This window comes from Pseudoalteromonas sp. XMcav11-Q (assembly GCF_040104525.1).
GTDB lineage: Bacteria > Pseudomonadota > Gammaproteobacteria > Enterobacterales > Alteromonadaceae > Pseudoalteromonas.
Map to the genome: position 1 here is coordinate 154,700 of NZ_JBECOX010000005.1, position 24,204 is coordinate 178,903.

26 protein-coding genes are annotated in these 24,204 nt (G+C 44.1%); 2 read left to right on the forward strand and 24 right to left on the reverse strand.

Annotated features, from left to right (window positions below):
* Position 1: 1 nt before the first annotated feature.
* From ABMY45_RS10090 to ccmA, 6 genes are read right to left on the reverse strand one after another with little or no spacing between them, the layout of a single operon-like run.
* Complete coding sequence (locus ABMY45_RS10090) at positions 2–1,960, reverse strand: heme lyase CcmF/NrfE family subunit (RefSeq protein WP_010606380.1); 1,959 nt, start codon at positions 1,958–1,960, stop codon at positions 2–4.
* 1 nt (position 1,961) lies between these two features.
* On the reverse strand, positions 1,962–2,441 hold the full coding sequence (gene ccmE / locus ABMY45_RS10095; protein ID WP_010606379.1) for a cytochrome c maturation protein CcmE: 480 nt from the start codon (positions 2,439–2,441) through the stop codon (positions 1,962–1,964).
* The gene (gene ccmD / locus ABMY45_RS10100) at positions 2,438–2,641 is read right to left on the reverse strand and encodes a heme exporter protein CcmD (protein WP_010606378.1); all 204 of its coding nucleotides are present in this window, start codon (positions 2,639–2,641) and stop codon (positions 2,438–2,440) included. The genes ccmE and ccmD overlap by 4 nt, the downstream gene beginning before the upstream one ends.
* Before the next feature lie 2 nt (positions 2,642–2,643).
* Complete coding sequence (locus tag ABMY45_RS10105; protein WP_010369087.1) at positions 2,644–3,381, reverse strand: heme ABC transporter permease; 738 nt, start codon at positions 3,379–3,381, stop codon at positions 2,644–2,646.
* A 1-nt stretch (position 3,382) separates the two neighbouring features.
* Positions 3,383–4,069, reverse strand: coding sequence for a heme exporter protein CcmB (gene ccmB / locus ABMY45_RS10110; RefSeq protein WP_010606377.1), 687 nt, complete (start codon positions 4,067–4,069; stop codon positions 3,383–3,385).
* Positions 4,069–4,692 (reverse strand): cytochrome c biogenesis heme-transporting ATPase CcmA, encoded by a 624-nt coding sequence (gene ccmA / locus ABMY45_RS10115; protein ID WP_349288837.1) that lies wholly within the window; start codon positions 4,690–4,692, stop codon positions 4,069–4,071. Before ccmA ends, ccmB begins: the two co-directional genes overlap by 1 nt.
* A 103-nt stretch (positions 4,693–4,795) precedes the next feature.
* On the opposite strand from ccmA, the gene ABMY45_RS10120 reads away from it, so the two are divergent.
* Entirely contained in the window at positions 4,796–7,249 is a 2,454-nt protein-coding gene (locus ABMY45_RS10120; protein ID WP_349288838.1) for a flagellar hook-length control protein FliK, read from the forward strand.
* Positions 7,250–7,253: 4 nt separating this feature from the next.
* Positions 7,254–7,550: an EscU/YscU/HrcU family type III secretion system export apparatus switch protein gene (locus tag ABMY45_RS10125; protein WP_010369096.1), complete on the forward strand. Its 297-nt coding sequence runs from the start codon at positions 7,254–7,256 to the stop codon at positions 7,548–7,550.
* A gap of 290 nt (positions 7,551–7,840) precedes the next feature.
* Here ABMY45_RS10125 and ABMY45_RS10130 read toward each other — a convergent pair whose 3' ends face one another.
* From ABMY45_RS10130 to fliN, 18 genes are all read right to left on the reverse strand, one after another.
* Positions 7,841–8,272: a DUF2802 domain-containing protein gene (locus ABMY45_RS10130; RefSeq protein WP_102056493.1), complete on the reverse strand. Its 432-nt coding sequence runs from the start codon at positions 8,270–8,272 to the stop codon at positions 7,841–7,843.
* Positions 8,273–8,770 (reverse strand): chemotaxis protein CheW, encoded by a 498-nt coding sequence (locus ABMY45_RS10135; protein ID WP_102056492.1) that lies wholly within the window; start codon positions 8,768–8,770, stop codon positions 8,273–8,275. It abuts the gene before it with no gap.
* A gap of 24 nt (positions 8,771–8,794) precedes the next feature.
* Positions 8,795–9,556 carry a chemotaxis protein CheW gene (locus tag ABMY45_RS10140; protein ID WP_102056491.1) on the reverse strand — a complete coding sequence of 254 codons (762 nt, stop codon included), beginning with the start codon at positions 9,554–9,556 and terminating at the stop codon, positions 8,795–8,797.
* 8 nt (positions 9,557–9,564) lie between these two features.
* Complete coding sequence (locus ABMY45_RS10145; protein WP_010606373.1) at positions 9,565–10,335, reverse strand: ParA family protein; 771 nt, start codon at positions 10,333–10,335, stop codon at positions 9,565–9,567.
* A gap of 130 nt (positions 10,336–10,465) precedes the next feature.
* Positions 10,466–11,608 carry a chemotaxis response regulator protein-glutamate methylesterase gene (locus ABMY45_RS10150; RefSeq protein ID WP_010606372.1) on the reverse strand — a complete coding sequence of 381 codons (1,143 nt, stop codon included), beginning with the start codon at positions 11,606–11,608 and terminating at the stop codon, positions 10,466–10,468.
* A gap of 74 nt (positions 11,609–11,682) precedes the next feature.
* Positions 11,683–13,908 carry a chemotaxis protein CheA gene (locus ABMY45_RS10155; RefSeq protein WP_010606371.1) on the reverse strand — a complete coding sequence of 742 codons (2,226 nt, stop codon included), beginning with the start codon at positions 13,906–13,908 and terminating at the stop codon, positions 11,683–11,685.
* 13 nt (positions 13,909–13,921) lie between these two features.
* Positions 13,922–14,698 (reverse strand): protein phosphatase CheZ, encoded by a 777-nt coding sequence (locus ABMY45_RS10160; RefSeq protein ID WP_010606370.1) that lies wholly within the window; start codon positions 14,696–14,698, stop codon positions 13,922–13,924.
* Between the two features lie 20 nt (positions 14,699–14,718).
* Entirely contained in the window at positions 14,719–15,102 is a 384-nt protein-coding gene (cheY, locus tag ABMY45_RS10165; RefSeq protein ID WP_010369104.1) for a chemotaxis response regulator CheY, read from the reverse strand.
* Between the two features lie 42 nt (positions 15,103–15,144).
* Positions 15,145–15,879, reverse strand: coding sequence for an RNA polymerase sigma factor FliA (locus ABMY45_RS10170; protein WP_010369105.1), 735 nt, complete (start codon positions 15,877–15,879; stop codon positions 15,145–15,147).
* Positions 15,880–15,881: 2 nt separating this feature from the next.
* Positions 15,882–16,742, reverse strand: coding sequence for a MinD/ParA family protein (locus tag ABMY45_RS10175; RefSeq protein WP_010606369.1), 861 nt, complete (start codon positions 16,740–16,742; stop codon positions 15,882–15,884).
* Positions 16,735–18,210, reverse strand: a complete 1,476-nt coding sequence (gene flhF, locus ABMY45_RS10180) for a flagellar biosynthesis protein FlhF (protein WP_235368049.1) — start codon at positions 18,208–18,210, stop codon at positions 16,735–16,737. Before flhF ends, ABMY45_RS10175 begins: the two co-directional genes overlap by 8 nt.
* A 19-nt stretch (positions 18,211–18,229) precedes the next feature.
* Entirely contained in the window at positions 18,230–20,332 is a 2,103-nt protein-coding gene (gene flhA / locus ABMY45_RS10185) for a flagellar biosynthesis protein FlhA (protein ID WP_039492505.1), read from the reverse strand.
* An 83-nt stretch (positions 20,333–20,415) separates the two neighbouring features.
* Positions 20,416–21,546: a flagellar biosynthesis protein FlhB gene (gene flhB / locus ABMY45_RS10190; RefSeq protein WP_010606366.1), complete on the reverse strand. Its 1,131-nt coding sequence runs from the start codon at positions 21,544–21,546 to the stop codon at positions 20,416–20,418.
* A 9-nt stretch (positions 21,547–21,555) separates the two neighbouring features.
* Positions 21,556–22,335 carry a flagellar biosynthetic protein FliR gene (gene fliR, locus ABMY45_RS10195; protein ID WP_010606365.1) on the reverse strand — a complete coding sequence of 260 codons (780 nt, stop codon included), beginning with the start codon at positions 22,333–22,335 and terminating at the stop codon, positions 21,556–21,558.
* 2 nt (positions 22,336–22,337) lie between these two features.
* Positions 22,338–22,607, reverse strand: a complete 270-nt coding sequence (fliQ, locus tag ABMY45_RS10200; protein ID WP_010369116.1) for a flagellar biosynthesis protein FliQ — start codon at positions 22,605–22,607, stop codon at positions 22,338–22,340.
* A gap of 1 nt (position 22,608) precedes the next feature.
* The gene (gene fliP / locus ABMY45_RS10205) at positions 22,609–23,346 is read right to left on the reverse strand and encodes a flagellar type III secretion system pore protein FliP (protein ID WP_010606364.1); all 738 of its coding nucleotides are present in this window, start codon (positions 23,344–23,346) and stop codon (positions 22,609–22,611) included.
* A complete protein-coding gene (gene fliO / locus ABMY45_RS10210) occupies positions 23,339–23,797 on the reverse strand; it encodes a flagellar biosynthetic protein FliO (RefSeq protein WP_349288839.1) in 459 nt (152 codons plus the stop codon). Before fliO ends, fliP begins: the two co-directional genes overlap by 8 nt.
* A complete protein-coding gene (gene fliN / locus ABMY45_RS10215) occupies positions 23,797–24,195 on the reverse strand; it encodes a flagellar motor switch protein FliN (RefSeq protein ID WP_010369124.1) in 399 nt (132 codons plus the stop codon). Before fliN ends, fliO begins: the two co-directional genes overlap by 1 nt.
* Between the last annotated feature and the right edge of the window lie 9 nt (positions 24,196–24,204).

The following is a 24,204-nucleotide window of genomic DNA, read 5'->3' on the forward strand; positions in this document are numbered from 1 at the left end:
GTTAAGCCTCCACTTGGGATGATTTTTTAACGCGGTTGCGGTAGCGTTTATCCGCAAGCACAATGAAGCCGGCAAAAGAGATAAGTAGCCCACCTAGCCACATCCAGCGTACGTATGGTTTGTGATAGATCCTAAGCGACCACGCGCCTGCAGAAAGCGGCTCGCCGAGTGCTAAATATAAATCACGGAAGAAACCATCATCAATAGCGGCTTCGGTCATAAACTGCATCCCTACATCATAACGGCGTTTTTCTGCATGCAGCTCGGTTACTTTTTTACCATTTTTGAATACCGTCACTACGCCAGCATGACCACCGTAGTTCGGGCCTCGAATTTCTTTTACGCCATCAAAGCGATATTCGTACTCGTTTAGCATCGCCGTTTCACCGGGTTTCATGCTCACGGAGCGCTCAACTGAGTATGCTGAAGTTAGCGTCACCGACGCGATAACAAAGGCAATACCAATGTGCCCAAGTACCATTGCCCAATAGCTCAATCCTAGCTTTTTAAAGCCGATCGCAACACTTGGGTGAACAGTCACTTTATTAAATAAGTCAGCAGCAGTAGCCACACTTATCCACACAGCCAGCGCTGTCGCAACAAACGTTAGTGGTGCCACCACTTCGTAGCTCGAGTACAACCACGTCGCGGTGAGCACTAAACTCACCGCAATCAATACAGCCCATTTTTTCACTAGTGGCGGCATTTTATTTTGTTTCCAGCGCAGCATAGGGGCTAAACCCAGCAAAATCGCGAACGGCACGATTAATATCGCAAACATTTGGTTAAAGAAAGGTACGCCAATAGAAATAGAGCCTAAGCCCAACTCTTTGTGGATCATAGGCAATAGCGTGCCCAATAATACAATCAAGGTCGCAACCACTAAGAAGATATTGTTGATCCATAGCGCTACTTCACGCGAAATGAATTGATAACGCCCTTCGCTATATACTTGAGCTACGCGCAGTGCGTAAAGCGCTAAGCTGCCACCCACAACCACAGCTAAGAATGACAGGATATATAAACCACGGTCAGGATCGGTTGCAAACGCATGCACCGATACGATAATGCCTGAGCGAACGATAAAGGTACCCAGTAAACATAAACTAAACGCGGTGATAGCAAGTAGTACTGTCCAAGACTTAAACACACCACGTTTTTCCGTTACTGCGAGTGAATGCAATAAAGCGGTTGCAACAAGCCAAGGCATCAGTGAAGCGTTTTCCACCGGATCCCAGAACCACCAACCGCCCCAGCCAAGCTCTGAGTACGCCCACCAACTACCAATTGTAATGCCTAGAGTAAGAAAGCCCCATGCGGCCATTGTCCAAGGACGAGACCATTTAGCCCAAGTATTATCAAGTTTACCGGTTAAAAGCGCAGCAATTGCAAAAGAGAAAGACACAGATAAGCCAACATAACCCATATAAAGGAGCGGCGGGTGAATGATCATACCTGGGTCTTGCAATAATGGATTCAAATCACGCCCTTCAACAGGGAAGTAAGGAAGCAAACGCTCAAACGGGCTCGACATCCACAGGGTATAGAGCATAAAACCCACCCCTAAAAAGCCAAGGACACCTAACACACGCGCTCGCAATACCCACGGTAGCGACTTTGACATCACAGCAACCAGCATGGTCCACATGGATTGCATTACCAACCACAGTAAAATTGCGCCTTCGTGTCCACCCCATGTTGAGGTGATTTTATAATACCAAGGTAAAGTACTGCTCGAATGATGCGCCACATACGCAACCGTAAAGTCATCCATTAACGTGATGTAGATCAGTACCATAAATGAGAAAACAACTAGAATACACTGACCAACGGCCAGTGAAGGAGCGGCTTTCATCAGCCTCAAATTACCCGTATAAGCACCCCACAATGGGAAAATACACAGTAATAAGCTCAATGCCATCGCCAGAACTAAGGCGAAGTAACCTATTTCTGGGACCATTTTAGTTCTCGCTGTTTAAATTATATTTTGGCTTTTCGTGTTTAATGCCTTTCACGGCTTCAGCCACTTCTGATGGCATATACTCTTCATCATGCTTGGCAAGTACTTCAAACGCTTCAACTACATTAGACTCAACTAACGTCCCTTGCGCTACAATACCTTGGCCTTCACGGAATAGGTCAGGAAGGATGCCTTTGTAACGAATAGTAACCATAGGACCGGTGTCGATAAGTTTAAATGACACATCTAAAGACGTTTCATCACGCACCACTGAACCTGGCACAACCATACCGCCAATACGCAGCTTCTGGCCAATTTGCGGGATTTCTTTTAACTCACCTTTACCTTCAACAAGCTCGCTCGGCGTGTAAAACAAATTAATATTTTCTTGTAGTGCATAAAGCGTAAGCCCAACCGCTGCGCCAATACCAAAGATTACGGCAGCAACGGTGAATAATCTCTTTTTGCGTCTAGGATTCATGCTTGCGACTCCTCTTTTGCTTTTTTAATCCGTGCTTCTCTTGCCATTTGCGCTTTAACTGCTTGCTTTAGCTTCTTACCATCCAAGATAGAGCCGACTAACATACCAGCCAGTATTAATGCACATGAGCCGAATGAGAGCCAAACATAAAAGCCATAGCCACCCATGGCTAAAAATTCACTGAAGGATTCAAACTGCATGATTAACCCCTATTCACTAATTCGCGGACCCAAGGACGGTGTTGCTCGCTTCGTAAAATTTCATTTTTCAAACGAATTAGCGTAACCACGCCAAGCACACCAGCAAACGCCACTATGTTGATCAACAAAGGCCACAACATGGAAGGATCAATCGCTGAAGTATCAAATTTGGTGATAGTTGATCCCTGATGCAGCGTATTCCACCACTCTACCGAGAAATGAATAATAGGCAGATTAACGACCCCGACAATGGCAAGAATACAGGCAGCTCGACCACCTGATTTTTTATCTTCAAAGGCATGATATAGAGACAAAACACCGAAGTACAAAAACAATAGGATAAGCTCTGACGTCAATCTTGCATCCCAGACCCACCAAGCGCCCCACATAGGTTTACCCCAAGCAGCACCAGTGATTAACGCAATCGCAGTCATTGCCGCACCAATAGGTGCAATGGCTATAACCGCCAGTTCAGCATTACGAATTTGCCATACCAAGGCAACAATAGCCGCAATAGCCATAGACGAGTATGCGCCCATCGACCAGATAGCCGACGGTACATGAATAAAGATAATACGATAGCTGTCTTTTTGTTGGTAGTCGGCTGGCGCATAGGCTAACCCCCAAACCCATCCAACAATTAAGCCCACTACCGCAATCACGGCAAAGTAAGGAAGCAAGGTGTTACACAGTTGGTAAGCACGCTCCGCTTTGGCATAAGGATGTAACCACTTCCACATTTTAACTTACACTCACTCTTAAAGCTGACGATATGGCAATTGGTGCGGCAACAATTGCGACGGCAAGCATCGCACCAAGGATTGCAAGCTGACCACCATACGCTAAAGACATGCTACTGGTATCTATGGCGGACGTTGCAAAAATCAATACGGGGATATAAAGCGGAAGGACGAGTAAACTCATTAAAATGCCACCCTTTTGCAATGCAACGGTGAGTCCTGCGCCAATGGCCCCAATAAAACTTAATAACGGTGTACCTATCAGTAAGGTCAGTACAGTCGCATTGAGAGACTGCGATTCGAGATTCATTAACAGCGCGAACAACGGCGCAAGCACCACCATTGGCAAACCACTGACTGTCCAATGCGCTGCTACTTTTGCTAATACTGATAGCGATAAAGGATAAGGTGAAGCAATCAATTGCTCTAATGAGCCGTCGTTGTAATCGTCCCTAAATAATTTATCTAGACCTAACATAGTCGATAAAAGTGCCGCTACCCAAATAATACCCGGAGCCATTCTGGTAAGCAGCGCAGGTTCAGGCCCAATTGCTAACGGAAATAAGGTGATCACGATAAGGAAAAACAACAAAGGATTGACTATCTCAGCGCGTTGTCTAAAGGCCAAGGTCACATCTTTGGCATAAACCGATTTAAAAGCTAACCAATAAGAATGTTGAGTCTGCATTACAAACGGTACTCCAACGCCAAGGTTTGTAACTGTGCAAAATGTGCGGTGAGATCTTGGTGGGTCGTCAATAAAATAGCGCCCCCCTTGTCGAGATGAGACTGGAACTGGGTTTGCAACATGGCGACCCCTTTTTTATCCAGCGCAGTAAATGGTTCATCTAGCACCCAAAGCTTGGCTTGATTAAGCCACAAACGTACTAATGCAACACGGCGCTGTTGACCCGCAGATAACGTTCGCACAGGTACATCTTCAAGTCCGATTAAGCCGAGCTTAGCAAGCAGTGTATAGACTTCTTCTTCATCTGCCTGAGCGCCGTGAACCATAAGCCAATGTTGAACATTTTCGTAGGCACTAAGTTGTTGATTGACACCTGTCTTATGACCAATAAATAATAAATCGGCAGCGAATGAATCATAATCATCGCGGATATCAGTGCTGTTGTAGCGGATCTTCCCTTCATCCGCTCTGGCGAACCCAGCAATGATCCTCAACAAAGAGGTTTTTCCGGCACCATTTGGGCCTTCAATTTGCATGATCTGCCCCGCATGGAGAGTGAAACTTAATGAGTCAAACAAGCATCTATCTTGTTTGGTACAAGTGACGGCGTCTATCTCTAGCAAACTTGGGCTTCTCTTTACCTAAAATTGGGCGTTAGTCTAACATAATGGTATGGTAATACGAATAATCCGATGCGACCGATTAGCGAAAATTTGATTTAAAATAATGAATAAGCTGCCAATTACAACAAATACGACGACAGCATCTGTGATAAGCACAGATAATAGCGAAGTATCGAGATTAGACTTAGCCAAAAACCAACCGTTTGCAGCGAAGAATATCCAAATTAGTAACGATAAACTAAAAATGGATGTGGCAATTGATGGCCGCTGGCAAACTATCCAACTAGCGCTTAAGCCTCCAACCCAGCCCAATCAGCTTCCAGAAGCACAGGTTAGTATTGATGAAACTGGCAAGGTGGTCACCTTTCAAACGCCCAATTTACAAGCGCAAGTAACGCTGACAAAACAGCTTTTTGATATTTTAACGACGCTAAAGACGCACACGCCAAGCCCAGTAGTACAGTCTTCAGCAACCACGTTGCCAGACGCCACATTGCACATCAAGGTGCTTGATTTAAAAATACCGCTTCCGCAAGCCGTGGCACAATTGCTCGCAAGTGAAAACAAACTTATTGCGCATCTTAGTGCCCAACAAAATAATGTTTCCTTGCAGGTCGTCAATCAATTTAAAGACTTGCTGTTTAGTACGGCTTTACCTAAGTCAATGATTGCAAAACTTATCTCTAGTCAACTTAGCAGTGTTGAGGTGAAGCCTCAGCCAAGTGGAGTAACACTTAACATTCATGACCGTTCAATAACCTTATCGCCAATAAGCAGTAACTGGCCTGCAGCAACCACATGGCAAAAAGGCGAAGTAAAAACGGCTTTCAATGGAATTGATATCACAAAATCGACACAACAAGTAAAAGTAGAGACCATAAAGCCGCTTAGCGCTTTGCTGCAACAAGTCACTGCAGTGAATAAGGAAACCCCCTTACCGCTTGAGTCACGCTTAGCATCAGTACATACGCTGGCGTATGACAAACCGTTACTTGAAGTCAATCTGCAACAAATTAAGTCAACAGTAGTAAAAGCGTTGCAAGTACTGATCGGAAGACCTTTTGGGAAGCCACTCACAAATCAGGTTGATCAGCCCGCGAACTCCCCAGTCAAGAACGGCCAAGGTCATGTTTTGAGTCGTTCGGCCTCAGTGCTGTATATGCAAAGTGAGGAAGTAAGTGCTCACAATGAGAATAAACCAAGCACACCACTACAACAGCTCACAAACCAAATAAAACTTAATCTTACAGAGCTGATGGCAAAGCAACCATTACCGTTGCAAAAAAGTCACTTCCCCTTGCAAAGCGAAAAGTTAGCCAGCTCCATTGCTCGTTACTTACAACACCAGCTCGCAGAAACACCAAAATATCAAGCGCCACCGGTTGATTTTGAGGTGAAACAAAAAGCCCTGTCCTTATTATTGGACACTCTCACGGGTAAACTGTCGCTTAGCAATAAGCAAGTTGAACAGCTGACACAAGTCTTAGCGCGGCCGCTTTATCGTAAAGCGAGTTCTGCGCCTGTAGATTCTGCTAAAACGTTCCAGTTGCAATCTACAACACATTCACAAGGCACAAAAGTAACCGCTACGCCTTCTCAAGTACCGCAGCCTACCAGCAATCAAACTAAAGGGGTAATTGAAGCTCTGCTTACTCTGCCCATGACTAAGGCCGAACAAAAAGAAAACACGCCAAACATGTTACGCCAAGCTTCTGCAACCATCGAAAAGCTCGTCAAAGCAGATACATTCAAACAAACGCCTGAATTGCAGAAATTAGTCAATCAAGCATTTTCGCGCTTGCTTGATGACCGTTCAGTCAACGCGCTCACCGTTAAAAACCAGTTAGAAAGCCAACTGGGCATGGCAACCTTTGCTAACACGCCAACAAGTTTAGCTCAATCGAGCTTTACACAAATGTTGGACCGTTTAATTGTGTCGCTATTAGGTAGTCAGGTGGCAAACCAAACTCAGAGCAATGAGCAAGCAACGCAAAAAATACAAGCTTTACTGGATGCGCTGCTACCACAACTGAAGTTGACCTCACCCAAGCAAACAACTGAAGCGCTACAACAACCACAAGCAAAAGAGCTGTTAAACGAATTAGGACAATTGCATAACCAACTACAACCGCAACAATCACAAACTACAACCACCAACTCTGCGAAACAAGACAGCGAAGCACAGTTAATTATTAACCTGCTCTTTCCCACCAAAGTAGGACAAGAGCAACAGCAAACACAATTACAAATAGGTGAATATAAAAAGTCGCCGAAACCTGGTATGCCGGAGAAGTCTGTGTGGTTTATTCGTCTTTGTTTTGATTTTGCAGAAAAAGGTCAGATCCATGCCCAAGCCGAGCTGATGGATAAAGCCCTGGAATGTGCATTAGTAGCCACCTCCAATCAGGTCAAGCAGCTTGCAGAGCCACATTTGGCAACGCTCAGACATAAGTTAGCATCTCATGGGCTACAAGTCGCAGAGATAGGCCTTAGGGAAGAAGCCAGCTTTCAAGATAAGTTCTTTAATGAACACGCAATTATCAACATTAAGGTGTAAAGAAATGACACAAAAATCTGCAATCGGGCTGTTATATGAAGCTGGTAGCGCACCTCAGGTCACCTTTAAAGGATATGGCGAACTAGCAGAGGAAATTATTGCGCTGGCAAAAGAGAAAAACATCATGATCCATGAGGATGAATCATTAGCACAAACACTCAGTGCACTTGAGTTACACCAAGAGATCCCAAGGGAACTCTACTATGTGATTGCTGAACTCATCGCTTTTTCTTACATTATGCGTGGTAAGTTTCCACCTGGTTGGGAAGGTTTTCGTGGCAAGTTAGATATTAAGGCATAGCCAAAATTTCCTACTTTCTAGGGCCTGTTGACCTTTGCTGTTTGATTTTTGTTCTCCTGAGTGTGTTTTGATCGCGACGCTCGACTTGCCGCCTAGTAATCTAGGCAAAAGTTGAGCAACAAAGAACAAAGCGCACTCAGGGGAACCCAAAGGGCAGCGCTTGATTGGAATTTCTTCTGTGTTATCGCCTAACTTACATAGAATAACTATGCTACGCAGGCTCTGCCTTGTATAAATACCAATCAAACTGCTGCAAAAACAAACTTGAAAGGTCAACAGGCCCTAGACAATCATTTTGATTTGTTATGTAAAGACATGAGCAGCTCTGCCTCAGCTCTTGGCAACTCACACTCGTGCATCACCTCTTCAATATCAGCACCAAGCTCCACCATTTTCACGGCGCGAGAATACATTTTAGCGTCAGGGTCATCATATTTCTGTGCTGCTTGCTGATTCGCAACGTCATTTAACTCTTGCTCGGTTGCGACCACCCGCTTACCAATACTCATGATACTGGCACGTAACTCCGCAACTTCGCTGCGTAATATTGCTATTTGTTGCTCAGACCCCTGCAGTGAGCTAGAAAGTTGCGCTGTTTGCCCCTGCGCATTCTGTAGTTTTTTACTCAGCACAAAAACAAACCTCAAGCATACTAACGCAAGTATGCTTGAGGTTATTGATATAACGAGTAAAACGGTTTGTGCGTTTACTACTTCAGACATCTAGATATGACTCAGCTCATCCCATTCATCATCGTTTAATAGCTTATTAAGATCGACTAAGATCAACAGCTCGCCTTCTCGATTTGATACGCCTTGGATAAACTTAGCGCTCTCTTCGGTACCTATGTTTGGCGCGCTGTCAATTTCCGAGCTACGTAAGTAAACCACCTCAGCAACGCTATCTACTAAGATACCAATAACTTGCTTTTCGGCTTCGATAATCACAATTCTTGAATTATCCGTTACTTCAGCACTTTGTAGACCAAACCTAGCTCGCGTGTCTATAACCGTTACAACGTTACCACGCAGATTAATGATCCCGAGTACGTAGCTTGGTGCACCTGGGACTGGTGCAATTTCGGTGTAACGCAGCACTTCTTGTACTTGCATTACATTGATACCGTAAGTTTCCTCTTCAAGCTTGTAAGTAACCCATTGCAATACTTCATCATTACTATCAGCATTTTTGTCTGCAGAAAGTAGTCTATCTTGGCTCATGGTTTCACTCCATCAATATACTAGTTACTGCTCTCGACTATCGAGGCCTTGTTCTAGCAAACGGTTTAAATTCTCTACATCAATCAGCGCGCACATTTTCTCTTTAATCACTCCAGCCAACCAAGGCCGTTTACCATCTGCTGTGCGCCACTTTATGTCTTCAGGCTTGAGGGTTAAGTTGTTGACTAGTTTTTCTGCTAACAGTCCCCAGTTACTATCCCCAAGTGTAATCAAATACTGGTAATCCAGCGTATCTTCTAATTCTGGCGTTAACTTTTCAGGCATCACCCATCGTGCAGTATCAACAACATTGAGTTTTTCTTCACGATTTAGCATCACACCCTTAAACCATTTAGGTTTACCAAAGAGTTGATTGACTTCGCCCAGTTGGTGTATTCCCCCAAGTGATTTCAGCGGAACCGCCAGTGTTAAGCCTGCCACTTCAAAAAACAATGCCTGAAATTCACCTTCTTGATAGGCTTCCCTTGCAGAAACAGACTCTATCGTTGCCTGTTCTTTGATAATAGATGTATTTTCAGTGACTTCAAGATCATGAGCCAATTTACTCGGCTGTTCTTGAATAACTTCACTCACTGACTCCAGAGGTTCTGTTGCAACTACGACTGAGGATTCTATTTCCTCAAGTTCTGATTTAGGTTCTTTTACTTGTTCAAGTAGCTTTGCAACTGGTGATAATTCGCATTGTTCAATCTCTGGCTCCTCTTGCAACAGGGCACCAAGATACTGCTTCATCACCTTCTCATTTGCAAATAAATGCTTACTCATTATGCTCTCTAGCTTAACTGCTTCAAATAGTCCAATAGTGCACGATAAGCGAACACGCCTCGTGATTTAGGACAAAATTGTACAGGGACTTGTTGTGCAAGGCTTGCATCCCTAAACTTGGTATCTACGGGAACCACACCTGGCCAAACGGCATCTTTATATGTTTCCAGCAACGTTTTGTACGCCTCCAACGACGCTTTAGTCCGTTTATCATACATAGTTGGAATAATAGTATATTGGTACTGTTTCTGCTGTGAAGACTGCATTAGCTCCATCGTGCGCATCATTCTATCTAGTCCCTTCAACGCCAAAAATTCAGTTTGAACCGGTACCAAAATTCGCTCACTCGCTGCTAATGCATTTACCATCAATACCCCGAGCACTGGTGGACAGTCTAAAATAGCATAGTCATATTGATCCGCTATCTTTTCGAGCGATTTCTTTAAGATAAGTCCCATGCCCGTTTTATTACCCATGCTACGATCAAGCGTAGCAATGGCCATAGTAGCAGGCAGAATATCCAAATTTTCAATAGTCGAAGGGCAAAGAGACTGTAAAATTTCTTCACTCGTCATGCTGCTGCCGCGTGCAAAAATATCATACACACTGACTTCCAACTCTTCAGAATCAATACCAAAGTAATATGTAAGTGAAGCATGTGGATCGGTATCAATAAGCAAAACCCGATGACCTTGTTCAGCAAGAATGCCTCCTAAGCTCACCGTTGTCGTGGTTTTACCCACGCCACCTTTTTGATTTGCTACTGTCCAAATTTTCACTCTATATTCCTTTGCTTATCACTATTGATTGCGTTCAATAGATACTATACCAACTCAATGTTATTCATTCTTTTTAGACGTTTGATATTTACAAGCTTCAAGCAAAATAACCAAATCGTGGCTTAGCCTATTAGTTACCAGCTTCTTTATTAATTCTTGCAGCAAAGTCTTGTAGCGCGATACTATCAGACGAAAGTCCAGCGCCAGCGACTGCTTGAGGCATCCCATAAACGACACAAGTCGCTTCATCTTGCGCCCAAATGGTGGCACCAACCTGTTTTAGCATACGAGCGCCATCTCGACCATCAGCGCCCATCCCCGTTAATACAATCGCTAACGTGTCGCCACCATAGGCTTTTGCAACACTTGCAAATGTCACATCAACGCTGGGTTTATAGGTGATCCTTGGACTATCATCTTCAAACACTTTTAGTGTCTTACTACCACCGCGATTTTCAACCAGCATTTGCTTGCCGCCAGGCGCTAGATAGGCCATGCCTGGCATTAATCTATCACCTTGTTCTGCTTCTTTAACCTTAATCTGGCATAAACTATTTAATCTTGCTGCAAACGCAGGTGTAAATGCCGCAGGCATATGCTGGATAAGTAAAATTGGATGAGGAAAGTTTGCTGGCAACTGCGTCAATATTGTCTGCAGTGCAACGGGTCCACCTGTTGATGTACCAATTGCAACCAGTCCATATTTCTTACCTGATGCTCTAGCACCCGCAGCACTGGATGTGCCACCAGATACCGGTCTCTGAAAACTTCTATCCGGTTGAGGGATCGTTGCTCTTCCAGTGTCAGCGCGAGTTGCTCTAGACTCGACGCGCTTTGGCGGAGTCGCGATACTAGGGCGCGTAAAGCGGCTAACTCGGCGGCGGCCAATTTCCTTTACCTTGTTTTGTAACGATTTAATTGCGTCTTCGCTATTGCGGGCAATGTCTTCAAACTTTTTCGGTAAAAAATCTACAGCGCCCGCATCCAGTGCATCTAACGTAGCACTAGCGCCTTCACGAGTTAACGAAGAAAACATTAAGATTGGGGTCGGAGTAGCCTGCATGATCTGCTTCACCGCACTGATCCCATCAAGCACAGGCATCTCTACGTCCATAGTAATGACATCTGGACGCAATGAAGCGGCCTTTTCAACCGCCTCCTTTCCATTAACTGCAAAATCTATAACTTTGATTTCACTGTCTTTTTCTAAAATTTCACTGACTCGACGACGAAAAAAACTGGAGTCGTCTACGACTAACACTTTAACTGCCATTGGCAACGCTCTTTAATTTGCTCTACAGCAGAGCAGCACATGCTGCTCTAGAATTCGAACTACGCCTAATAAAATTAGGCGTAGTGTTTTAATAAGTTGGGGACATCAAGGATTAGCGCAATACCACCATCAGATGTGATGGTCGCACCGGCCATACCTGGTGTACCTTGTAACAAAGCATCTAATGGTTTGATTACGACTTCCTCTTGGCCTATCAGAGAATCAACCACAAAACCGACTTGCTTGGTACCGATTTGAGCAATAACAACATGGCCTTCAGCCTTTCTCATGCCCCTATTAGCACCTTTTACCAACCAATGCTCAAGATAAAATAACGGGATCGCCTTTTCTCTCACTATAATAGTCAATTGACCATCAACTACATTCGTTTTAGTCAAATCTAAATGGAAGATCTCGTTCACACCGGCAAGTGGTAACGCAAACGTTTGTTCTCCGACTACCACCATCAAGGTAGGCAAAATAGCCAGTGTAAGCGGCACTTTTATCTCTAATACGGTACCAACACCCAATTCTGATTGGATGTTTACCGAGCCATTCAATTGAGTGATTTTCGTTTTAACAACGTCCATCCCTACACCGCGACCAGAAATATCTGAAATTTGTTCTTTTGTTGAAAATCCAGGTGCAAAGATCAAGTTATAGGCTTCAGTATCAGACAATCGGCTTGCTTGATCGGAGTCAATAACGCCTTTATTTATAGCAATTTTCTTGAGTTTTTCAGGATCCATACCGGCGCCATCATCTCGGATGGTGAGAAGAATATGATCCCCCTCTTGAGATGCTGACAACGTGACAGTCCCCATTCTTGGCTTACCCGATGCTTCGCGCACATCAGGCATTTCAATACCGTGATCCACTGAGTTTCTCACTAAGTGAACCAATGGATCTGCGAGCGCCTCAACAAGGTTTTTATCTAAATCTGTCTCTTCACCTTGTAAAACCAGGTTGATTTCTTTTTTCAAGCTACGCGCAAGGTCCCTCACCACTCGAGGGAAACGACCAAATACCTTTTTGATCGGCTGCATCCGCGTTTTCATCACAGCGCCCTGCAAGTCTGCGGTCACTACATCAAGGTTCGAAATAGCTTTACCCATGCTTTCGCTGTTGGTGTTATTCGCTAAACTAACCAAGCGGTTACGCACCAATACTAATTCGCCAACCATATTCATGATTTCATCAAGACGTTTGGTATCAACTCGCACTGTAGTCTCAGCTTGCGCAGCAGGTTTCTTTGCAGCTGCTGGCGCAGAAGCTTTTGCAGGCTCTGGCTCTTTTTGCGGGGCTGGAGTCGCAGGTTTAGCTTCAACTTTAGGCGCAGGCTTTGGAGCAGGTTTCGGAGGTGGCGCAGCTTTAGCAGGCTCAGGTTGAGCTGGCTCAGCTTCTGAGATATCTGTCGGCGATTCATCTACCGCTTTAGGAGCACTGCCTTTACCATGAAGTTCGTCAAGCAAAGCCTCAAACTCATCATCGGTAATTTCTTCATCTCCAGAGGGCACACTCGCAGCGCCTGATGACGTTGCTTTAGCCGCAGGCTCACTGGCTTGAGAAGTAGCCGCATCTTCTGCATTTGGTGCTCCACCAAATTTCCCAACCCCATGGAGTTCATCTAAGAGATTATCGAACTCGTCATCGGTGATATCGCCGTCATCTGCAGTTGACACCGTTTCAGGTTTAGCCGCCGGTGCGACAGCAGGCGCATTACCAGAGCCGTGTAACTCATCTAATAGATTTTCAAATTCTTCTTCTGTTATCTCATCAATGCTAGAGCCGCTATCATCGCCTGAATCTGCGTCCGCATCGAATAGAATATCATCCGCACTTAAATCTGGTACAACAGATTCTGGCTCTGAAACAGGTTCCTCAATCACTTCACTGACTTCGTCTTCAGATGCAGGTTGGCTGAGTTTATGGAGGGTTTCAAGCAACACAGGATCGGCAGCTTCGGGTTCCTCTCGGTTTTGAATACAAGCGAACATTTCGTTGATCGTATCCAAAGATTGCAAAATAACATCCATTAATTCTGACGTTACTTTTCGCTGCCCTTGTCTTAGTACATCAAACACGTTCTCTGCACCGTGACAGGCATCAACCAGTTCGGTCATACCGAGGAAGCCTGCTCCACCTTTAACAGTATGGAAGCCACGGAAAATCGCATTGAGAAGTTCTTTATCTTCGGGATTATTTTCTAGTTCAACAAGCTGTTCAGATAACAGTTCTAATATTTCGCCTGCTTCAACAAGAAAGTCCTGCAAGATATCTTCATCGACTTCAAAGCTCATACACACTCTCCAACTAGAAGCCTAAACTAGATAGCAAGTCATCGACTTCGTCTTGACCAGAAACCACGTCATCTCGCGATTCAGCGTCAATAATTGGACCTTCAGGTCCAGACAATTCATCACTGATAGTCTCAGTTGTTTTTATTTCGTTTTCATTCGCATTTTCTGCAACTGCAGGCGCTTCATCCGAAGTACCAAACACAGTTAGAAGGTGAATGAGACTATCTTCTACTTCTCTCACAAGCTCAATGACTCGACGGATGACCTGCCCAGTCAAATCCTGATAGTCTTGCGCCATCAGCACATTAGTCATTAAGCCTTGTAATTCGTCTGTACGTGTCTTTGAAGTCTGCATAAAGCTGTCGAGATCATGACACAGAGATTTAAACTCACCGAGTTGAATATCTCTGCTCATCAACCGATCCCAAGTAGGCTTTATTTGTGCTAACTCATCCGCAAGATTCTGCGCAAGAGGTAAGCTTTCTTCGACCGCGTCCATCGTTTTATTAGCAGCGCTTTCTGTCATTTCCATAACATAATTAAGACGCTGCTTGGCGTCAGGTATAGCCTCTGTCGTGAGATCTGAGAGTCGAGTATCCAGCTCAAAGTTCTTCAAGGACTCGTGTAATTGGCGAGTTAGCTTTCCAACTTCTGCAAATAACTCCGATTGCTCTTTGTTAGCAGCTTCTAAAATCAGCTGGTCAGCTTTTTCTTGTTCACCTTGCTCTAGTAGCTCAACAAGTTGCTTGGCTTGTTCAAGTGTAATTTGCGGCGCAGCATTTACAGACATAGGCCATATCCCCTTGCTGTTTAGCCTAGTCGCTCAAATACTTTTTCAAGCTTAGTCTTGAGCGTACCTGCAGTAAACGGTTTAACAATATATCCGTTCACCCCAGCTTGCGCTGCTGCAACAATTTGTTCTTTTTTCGCTTCTGCGGTAACCATCAACACTGGAATGTGCTTAAGCTTTTCATCTGCGCGTATTGCACGAAGCAGATCAATACCTTGCATGCCCGGCATGTTCCAATCAGTTACTACAAAGTCAAACTCCTGATTTTGTAGCATCGGAAGTGCTGTACTACCATCATCAGCTTCTTGAACATTGGTAAAGCCTAAATCTCTTAATAGGTTTTTGATTATTCTTCTCATAGTAGAGAAATCATCAACCACGAGAATCTTCATGTTCTTATCCAAAACTTCCTCCAGTGAGGTTCGAACCCAACTATTTTATGTACTCTAATTTATCCAGTCATTGATTTTAGCTTTGAGCTTTATCATTGCCTGACCGTGAATTTGGCTTACTCGAGATTCACTGACATCAAGGATGGCACCAATCTCTTTCAAATTCATTTCGTCGTTATAGTAAAGTGACAACACCAGAGCATCCCTTTCGGGTAGTGCTTTGATAGCATTTACTAAAGACTCGTTAAAACGTTCATTTTTAACGTTATTAAACGGTTTGTCTAGCGCAAAATCGCTGTTTGCTGGGGTTATCACATCTTCATCAACCCCTAGATCCTCAATGCCGATGACTTTACTTGCATTTACATCATGTAAAATATGATGGTACTCATCTAAAGATATATCAAGTTTTTCAGCGATTTCAGTGTCTTTTGGTTCGCGGCCAAGGAGAGATTCGAGCTCAGATATCGCTTCGGCTACCATTCTGCTGTTTTTATGTACGGACCGAGGGGCCCAATCTCCGCGACGGATTTCATCTAGCATTGCACCTCGGATGCGTATCCCCGCAAAGGTCTCGAAACTAGCGCCTTTAGTAGCATCGAAATTTTTAGATGCTTCAATCAATCCAATCATACCTGATTGAATTAGATCGTCGAGCTGCACACTTGCCGGAAGCCGAGCGATCAGGTGACATGCCACTTTTTTGACAAGTGGAGCATGTCTCTCGACCACTTTATGGATATGGTCAGAAGTTTGATATCCCGCAGCTCTGTTGACCGGAGAAGCCATAATCACCCGTTTACAAGTTGTTCAATGAAAAATTCTAGATGACCGGAAGGTTGATGAGGAATTGGCCATTTAACTGCCTTGGCAGCAAGTCCTTTAATTGCAACTGCTGCTGGAGAGCTCGGAAATAAATCCACGATTGCTCTTTGTCTACGAGAGGACTTACGCATGTTTTCGTCAAATGGTACTGTGGCCACTAATTCCAATGCTACATCAAGAAAACGGTCTGTAACTTTTGAAAGTTTAGCAAATAATTCTTGCCCTTCACGCATACTGCGGACCATATTGGCAACTATTTTAAAACGATAAACGCCATGCTCTCTGCTTAAAACTTTGATCAACGCATAAGCATCCGTAATAGAAGTCGGTTCATCACACACAACAACCATCACATCTTGTGCAGCTCGAGAGAAGCTCAGAACCATATCTGAGATACCAGCTGCGGTATCAACAATTAAAACATCAAATTGAGTGTTAAGCTCGCTAAATGCGCGAATAAGTCCAGCATGCTCTGCGGGAGTCAACTCCACCATGCTTTGAGAACCCGAAGTAGCTGGCACAATTTTGATACCAGCGGGACCTTCTACGAGAATCTCATCTAGTTCACATTCACCCGACAACACATGTGAAAGGTTCTTTTCTACTCGGAGCCCTAACATCACATCACAGTTTGCCAAGCCCAAGTCCGCATCTAAAACGAGAACTCGCTGTCCTTGTTGGCCCATAGCGATGGCAGTATTGAGCGAGACATTGGTTTTACCCACCCCACCTTTACCACCGGTCACGGCTATTACTTTTACACCCTGGTTGCTATTTTGACTCATTCTACGCAGGCCACTTGCTTGATCTAAAACTGTGTTAATCATACATTCCTACTGACTCTGACGCTACAGGTACACGTCGAGAGTGCTGTGCTTTTATTCTTTTTAAATACAATTGCTCAGCCTTTTTTACTAGCTTTTGAGCATTTGCTACGCGAATGTCTTCTGGCACTCGCTGACCGTTGGTAAGATACCCTATTGGCAAGCGATTTTGAATCGCTATGCTAATTATCTCACCCAAACTTAGACTTTCATCAAGTTTTGTGAAAATACAGCCACTTAAATTTACTTTTTTGAAGTGTCTTACTGTTTCTTGTAACACATTCATCTGTGCTGTCGCACTCAACACTAAATAGCTACGAATATCTACTCTCGCGCTACGCATAAGTGTATTTAACTGTTCAGTTAAGCGCAAATCTCTTTGACTCATTCCCGCCGTATCTATTAATACTAGACGCTTATTGCGTAAATGATAAAGCACTTCTGCAAGTTCATTTGCATCTTTAACTTGTTTAACCGGACAACCGATGATTCTACCATAGGTAGCTAGTTGCTCGTAAGCGCCGATTCTATAGGTATCGGTGGTTATTAGCGCCACTTTATCTGCACCGTATTTTTGTGCGCCTAATGCCGCTAATTTTGCAACCGTTGTGGTTTTGCCAACACCAGTTGGACCAACCATTGCAAATACGCCACCTTGACGAAGAATATCATTGTTGGTGGTGTGCATTTGGTTAATTACCATATTCAACAGCGCGTCCCAAGCTTCTTTACGAGACACATCATCAGGGATAAAACATGCCATTTGCTCAGCGACATCTTTGTCTATGCCCATTCCTTCCAGACGATCTACAAGGCACGCACGGGTTGGATCGCGACGAGCCATTTCTTGTTTCATTAGACCAGATACTTGATGTTCAAGTAATTGACGAATAGCGTTCATCTCTTCACGCATCGCACTCATTTCGTCAGGCTTGGCATTTAACTCAGGTAAATCATCACCAAAACCGTTGTCTAATTCATCAGACTCGATCCACTGCTGTGGTTGCTCAAATCCATCATCATCAAAGTCAAAAGATTGGCGACGAGCTTGCTGTGGCTTCGCTTGGTGCGCCGGCGCAGCAGTTTGTGTTTTACGTTGGCTGCTTAACATTTGCTCTGTATCAATCCCCGACTGGGAGAACATAGAAGCAAGTTCTGGTGAGCGAGGACGCGGCGCTTGACGCTCTAGCAATGCCGCTAAGCTATCGGCAACTTGCGCTTGTTTTGCTGGCTGTGCTTGGCGAGGCTCTGGACGGACAAAGCGGGTCGGAGCCTCGTTTGAGGCAGTCGCACGGGCAGCTGGAGCTTGCTTAACAGGTGCAGCAGCACGGTCATTATCAACTGCTGCGACGATTTCAACACCATCTGCTAACTTTTTGTTAGACATGATGACAGCATCAGCACCAAGCTCTTCTTTTACTTCATTTAAAGCCGTACGCATATCTTTTGCGAAGAAACGTTTAATTTTCATGTTACAGCCCCTTTATCCTCTATTGTCCAACCGAGCTCACTATCTTAATTTGTCTTTCTTCCGGCACTTCTTGATATGACATCACTCGAAGACCTGGAATTGTATGTTTAACAAATCGAGACAGTACACTTCTTAACATACCTGAGGTTAATAAGATGGACGGCTCCCCTAGCATTTCTTGGTTGTGATGTGCTTCTCTTAATGATTCTTGAAGCCTCTCAGCCAAGCCAGGTTCAATACCTGCCCCCTCATCACCTGCGTTCTGAAGTGACTGATGCAACATCTGTTCCAACTCAGGCGCCAATGTTATGACAGGAATCTCTTCTTCGCTTCCAACGGCATCTTGAACAATCAATCTGCGTAATGAAATTCTTACCGCAGCCGTTAATACATCAGGGTCTTGGCTACGTGGTCCGTACTCAACTAAGGTTTGTACAATCGAGCGCATATCTCGAATTGCAACGCCTTCATTAAGCAGATTTTGTAGTACTTTTACTACGGTAGTGAGTGGTAAAATATCAGGCACTAAGCCTTCAACTAATCTAGGGTGACTTTTCGCAAGCATGTCTAATAGATTTTGAACTTCTTCATGACCAAGCAATAGTGACGCATTATTCGTCAATAATTGACTAATGTGTGTTGCCACCACAGTTGCAGCATCTACTACTGTATAGCCAAGTGAATGCGCTTCATCTTTTTGATCTGGTTTAATCCATACTGCATCTAAGCCAAATGCAGGGTCTTTAGTCTCTATGCCTTTAATCGGCCCAAACACCTGCCCTGGGTTAATTGCGAGCTCATCGCCATGCTTCAACTCACCGGTTCCTGAGCCAACTCCCATTAAAGTAATATTGTATGCATTTGGATCTAATTCTAGGTTATCGCGAATATGTACCGGCGGTACTAAAAAGCCCAGTTCCTGAGATAGCTTTTTACGCACCCCTTTAATACGACTGAGAAGCTCCCCGCCTTGGGCTTGGTCAACTAGAGGGATTAGGCGATAACCTACCTCTAAACCAATCACATCAACAGGTTGTACATCATCCCAACCAAGCTCTTTTTGATCTTGTTGATGGCCTCCTTTCGCAGCAGGTCCTTTGGCAGCTTGTTCCGCCTTTTCGATTTCCGCCTTTTTCTTTTGCTGACTTGTGTAATAGGCTATATAGCCAAGTAATACACCTAACCCTAAGAAGGCAACATGTGGCATGCCAGGAACGAGTCCCATGGTGATCAAAATACCTGAAGCAATAGCCAGCGATTTTTCATTACCCAGTTGGTTTTTAAACTGATCGCCCATGTTGTGCGATTCATTTTGACGCGTTACGACAATTGCAGTACCAATTGAGAGTAAAAGAGAAGGAATTTGCGCGACCAGACCGTCACCAATCGTCAGCATGGTATAAACTTCCATCGCGTGACCAAAGCTTAAATCATGCTGGATCATCCCAACGAAAAGGCCACCTATTATATTAATAGCAAGGATCACAATACCTGCGATAGCATCACCTTTAACGAATTTACTTGCACCGTCCATTGAACCGTAAAAATCGGCTTCTCGAGTCACTTCTTCACGGCGAGCCCGGGCGTCATCTGCAGAGATAAAACCGGCATTTAAATCCGCATCAATGGCCATTTGCTTACCCGGCATAGCATCGAGGGTGAAACGCGCAGACACCTCAGAAATACGACCTGCACCTTTGGTAATTACAACAAAGTTAATAATAATAAGGATAAGGAATACAACTAAACCGACGGCGTAGTTACCACCAATAACAACGCTACCAAAGGCTTCGATCACCTTACCTGCCGCATCACCACCATTATGACCTTCAAGTAATACGACTCGAGTACTCGCTACGTTTAATGCCAATCGCATGATAGTCGCGATCAGTAGTACCGCCGGAAACATACCAAATTCGAGTGGCTTCAAGGTATAAACAGTCACCAATAGCACCACAAGTGCCAATGCAATGTTGAAGGAAAATAGAATATCAAGCAAAAAAGGAGGTAGCGGCAGAATAACCATGCCAAGTGCTGCAAGCACCAACAATGGAGTACCCACACCTTTAGCATATTCTTTTTTATCTCGATTGAGTTGTTGTAAAACCGCTTTAAATTCCATAACTTAACACAAGCAAAAAATTGACACATAGCAACAAATGCAATATGCGTTCCAATTAATAGCTTATTTTTATAAGAGCAATTTTAGTGCTTTAAATCGTCTGGGATTGGTAAATCTCGAGTAAGTGCAACAGGTCTTTTCCCTTTACCCTTTTGGAAACGATTCAGCTGAAATACATAAGCAAGTACCTGTGCAACCGCGGTAAACAATTGTTCAGGGATTTGATCACCTACTTCGGTTGTATGATAAAGTGAACGAGTCAATACAGGTGACTCCACAATCGGTACTTCATTTCCTTTAGCTATTTTTCTAATTTGCATCGCAAGCTCATCAACCCCTTTTGCAATAACAATAGGCGCCCCCGCTCGTTCAGTATCGTATTTAAGCGCAACCGAATAGTGAGTGGGGTTGGTCACAACAACATCTGCATCTGGTACATCTTGCATCATACGTCGTTGCGACATTTCTCTTTGCGTGCGGCGGATCCGCGCTTTTATTTGCGGATCACCTTCTGAGTTTTTATATTCATCCTTGACTTCTTGTAGCGTCATTTTAAGCTGTTTATGGTGATTGTAGCTTTGATAAGGGGCATCAATCGCTGAAATAATGATCATGGTGCAACTAAGTGCTAAGAACATCCACGCAATGATTTCTAACGCATGCTCTATACTCGATGGGATTTGTTCAATACTCAAGTGCAATATTTCATTAAAATACATATTGATAAGCAAGATTGCAAAACCTGCTACCAATACAAACTTAAGAACTGACTTCAATAACTCAATGGCCGCTTGTGGGCCCAACATTCGCTTCAGTCCCTTCATAGGTGACATTTTACTTGCTTTAGGTGCGGCCGCTTGCCAAGAAAAGTTAAAGCCACCGAGTAACGTATTCCCCACTATTCCAGCAATTGCGATAATAAAAACGAACATAGCCATTGGGAATAACAGCTCAGCGCCAATATCCCCCCACACAGCAAACATTTTGGTTGTATCGTAGGTTTCATTGCGATTAAGCGACAACATTCGCCCCATCACGTTGTAAAGCGCCTTCCCTATACCAGGACCATACATCAGTAAAGCGATAGCAGAAAACAACAAGACAAACGTAGTCCCCAACTCCTTTGAACGGGCTACCTGGCCTTTACTCCTCGCATCACTTATCTTCTTGGAGGTGGGTTCTTCGGTGCGTTCTTGACCTGAATCTTCTGCCATTTCAAACTCCTAAACCGTACAACCAATTAGATCGCACATCAGCTCCGTCATTTTGAGCCATTGAAACTCAAATTGTGCTAAGAAGTTACCCAGTGTCGCCCAAATAATGGTAAGACCTGCAACCAGCGTAAAAGCAAACCCTACAGAGAAAATATTCATCTGAGGTGCAGCTCTGGTCATGATCCCAAACGAGATATTGATAACCAACATTGCCGTTAATGGAGCTAATGCAAGAGCCAGTGCCGTAGAAAACATCCAGCCCCCCCAATTAACGATTCTCCAAAAATTATCTACCACCCACCAATTACCTGCAATGGGAAAGCTTTCGAAGCTATACACTACCATTTGTATCATCATCAGGTGACCGTTATAAACAAAAAACAGTAATGTCGCTAATATTAAATAGAACTGACCAACTGCTGGGACACTTAATCCATTGGCAGGGTCAACAACAGATGCGAAACCAAGACCTGTTTGCATAGCAAGGATTTGACCCGCAATGATAAAAGTATTTAAAAGCAACAGAGAGCCAAAACCAATTGCGACTCCGGTCATCATTTCTTGAATAACAACCAAAATCATCGAAAAGGAGAACAAATCGGTAAATTCTGATTTGGGCAAAACGGGCACCACGGCAAAAGTGACGACCACAGCGAGCGCAAACTTAATTCGAGCCGGCACACTTTGTGCCCCAAGCCCCGCCATTACCATTATCATTGAGCTTATCCGCACCAGTGGAAGTAAAAAATCACTTAGCCACTGCATGATTACCGCAAAGGTGAACTCCATGGCTAACCTGCGATTTCAGGAATTCGCATAACCACGAGGTTAAAATAGTCCATCAGTTCTTGAGTTAACCAATGGCCACCAAAAATAAGGGCCAGAATCGTGATAATTAAACGCGGTAAAAAGCTTAATGTTTGCTCGTTAATTGATGTTGCAGCTTGAAACACAGCAACAACTAAACCAACTAGAAGCCCAGGTACTACAATCGCCGCCACCAGCTTGATGACTAAAAACAATGCATCACTTAAGATATCGACAAAGACTTCTGGTTCCACATTACACCCCCAATCCGAAGCTTCTGGCCAGTGTCCCCATGACCAAACTCCAACCGTCGACGAGCACAAAAAGCATAATCTTAAACGGCAAGGAAACTATCATTGGCGATAACATCATCATACCCATGGCCATCAAGACACTGGCTACAACTAAGTCGACTATCAAAAATGGAATAAAGAACATAAAGCCGATAATAAAAGCCGTTTGCAGCTCAGATGTAACGAAGGCCGGAATAATAACGATAAACGGCGTATCCTCAGGGCTATCAAGCTTGTCATAGCCCGCTATTTTAGCAAAGGTTTCCAGGTCTTTAATTCGGGTTTGTGACAACATGAAAGCTTTCATGGGTTCTTTGGCACGTTCAAGTGCTTGGATTGATGTGATTTCTTCTTTTATATATGGCTGCACCGCTTCATCATTTATCTGCGAAAATATAGGTGCCATTATAAATAGCGTCAAAAACAACGATAAACCGAGTAAAATTTGATTCGATGGCGATTGCTGTAGACCAATCGCTTGTCTCAAAATCGCAAGTACAACAATTATTCGAGTAAACGAAGTCATCATGATAACAGCGGCTGGAATAAAACTCAGCGCCGTCATAATGGCGAGCACTTGAAGTGTCACTGAGTACTCTTGAGAGCCATCAGGGTTTGTTGTAACGTTTATTGCTTCTATCCCTTCTGCAGAAGCTACCCCAGAAAACAGTAATAAACAGAGTATCAGCAATCTAGTCATGGCTTTTCTTATTTTGGTTATTGGCTACTTGCCCTTTTCCCGTTAAAAACTTTTGTAGCTCGTTTGCAAATGGCGTTCGGCTAACATCATCCAGTGGTGTTTCTAGCTGATATAAATAATTGATATTATTTGGTGTTACCCCGAGCAAGTGCTGTTTATCATCCAACTCTACAACCAGCAAACGCTCTTTCGTACCGAGCGATATACTGCGGATCACCTTAAAGTCCTTTTGGTTTACAATGTTGGGATTTAAACGCTTCAGCACAAATGCTAACCCCAAAATAAGTAAGATCACCAACACCAAGGACAATCCCATGGAGAGTAGTTCCGAGCTTAACCCCGCAGTACCTGCCCCTACAGAAGACTTAGGTACCACTCCTGACGTCGTTGCAACGGCAGCACTCGCGTAACAAGCAGTACTAAACAAAGCTACACACCAACCCCAGTGCATTAACGTAGCTTTTTAATACGCTCAACCTGACTAATAACGTCCGTTAAGCGAATACCAAACTTGTCGTTTACTACAACTACTTCACCGTGTGCAATCAACGTACCGTTAACAAGTACATCTAGCGGTTCACCAGCTACTCGATCCAACTCAACAACAGAGCCCTGATTTAGCTGTAATAAGTTACGAATATTAATTTTAGAGCGGCCAACTTCCATCGAAATGGTAACTGGAATGTCTAAAATGGTATCGAGTTTACGTTTTTCATCTGACGATAATGCAGGCGCTGAATCTTTGAGTTCATCTAACTCTGCAACTTCTGGCTCACTGCCACCTTCGGCACCTTCGGCTTCAGCTAGTGCTGCCGCCCATTCGTCCATAGTATCTTGATCATCGCTCATTGGATTACT